Source organism: Leisingera sp. F5 (assembly GCF_001593695.1).
On the sequence record NZ_LUKH01001195.1, the window covers coordinates 1 to 1,202 of the forward strand.

Annotated in this window: 1 protein-coding gene; it reads left to right on the forward strand. The window is 62.7% G+C overall.

Annotated elements, in window-relative coordinates; all coding sequences use genetic code 11:
* Positions 1-1,202 (forward strand): DEAD/DEAH box helicase (locus A2I95_RS40075; RefSeq protein ID WP_291737898.1); only part of this gene is annotated, 1,202 nt, incomplete at both ends.

Sequence of the window (1,202 nt, forward strand, 5' to 3'; positions counted from 1 at the left end):
GGGTTGGAAGTGGTGACTGCCGCGGGTGCCGCGCATGAATGCATTCTGCTGGAATATGCCGAAGCGTCCAAACTGTACCTGCCGGTCGAAAACATCGAACTGCTGTCCAAATACGGCCATGACGAAGGCCTGCTGGACCGGCTGGGCGGCGGTGCCTGGCAGGCCAAGAAGGCCAAGCTCAAGGAACGCATCCGCGAGATGGCGGACAAGCTGATCCGCATTGCAGCCGAACGCGCCCTGCGCAAGGCACCGGTGATGGACCCGCCGCCGCATGCCTGGGAGGAATTTTCCGCCCGCTTCCCGTATCAGGAGACCGACGACCAGCTGCGCGCCATCGAGGACGTGATGGAGGATCTGCACTCAGGCCAGCCGATGGACCGGCTGATCTGCGGTGACGTGGGTTTTGGCAAGACCGAGGTGGCAATGCGCGCGGCTTTTGTCGCAGCGATGACCGGCCTGCAGGTGGCGGTGGTGGCACCGACCACACTGCTGGCGCGCCAGCACGCGGCGTCCTTTGCCGAGCGTTTTCGCGGGTTTCCTTTGCAGGTCAGGCAGCTGTCGCGTTTTGTTAGCACCAAAGAGGCCAGCCAGACCCGTGAAGGGCTGGCCAAGGGGACCGTCGATATCGTTGTCGGAACCCACGCGGTACTGGCCAAGAACATCAGGTTCCAGAACCTCGGGCTGCTGATCATCGACGAGGAACAGCACTTTGGCGTGGGCCACAAGGAACGGCTGAAACAGCTGCGCAGTGACATCCATGTGCTGACGCTGACGGCCACACCGATCCCGCGCACACTGCAGCTGTCGCTGACCGGTGTGCGGGACCTGTCGATAATCGGCACCCCGCCGGTGGACCGTCTGGCAATCCGCACCTACGTCAGCGAGTTCGACACCGTCACTATCCGCGAGGCGCTGCTGCGCGAGCATTACCGCGGCGGGCAAAGCTTCTATGTGGTGCCACGGATCACCGACCTGCCGGATGTCGAGGCGTTCCTGCAGGCGCAGCTGCCCGAACTCACCTATGTGGTGGCGCATGGGCAGATGGCAGCGGGCGAACTCGATGACCGGATGAACGCGTTTTATGACGGTAAATATGACGTGCTGCTGGCGACCACGATTGTGGAATCGGGCCTCGACATTCCGACCGCCAACACGATGGTGGTGCACCGAGCCGACATGTTCGGCCTGTCGCAGCTCTATCA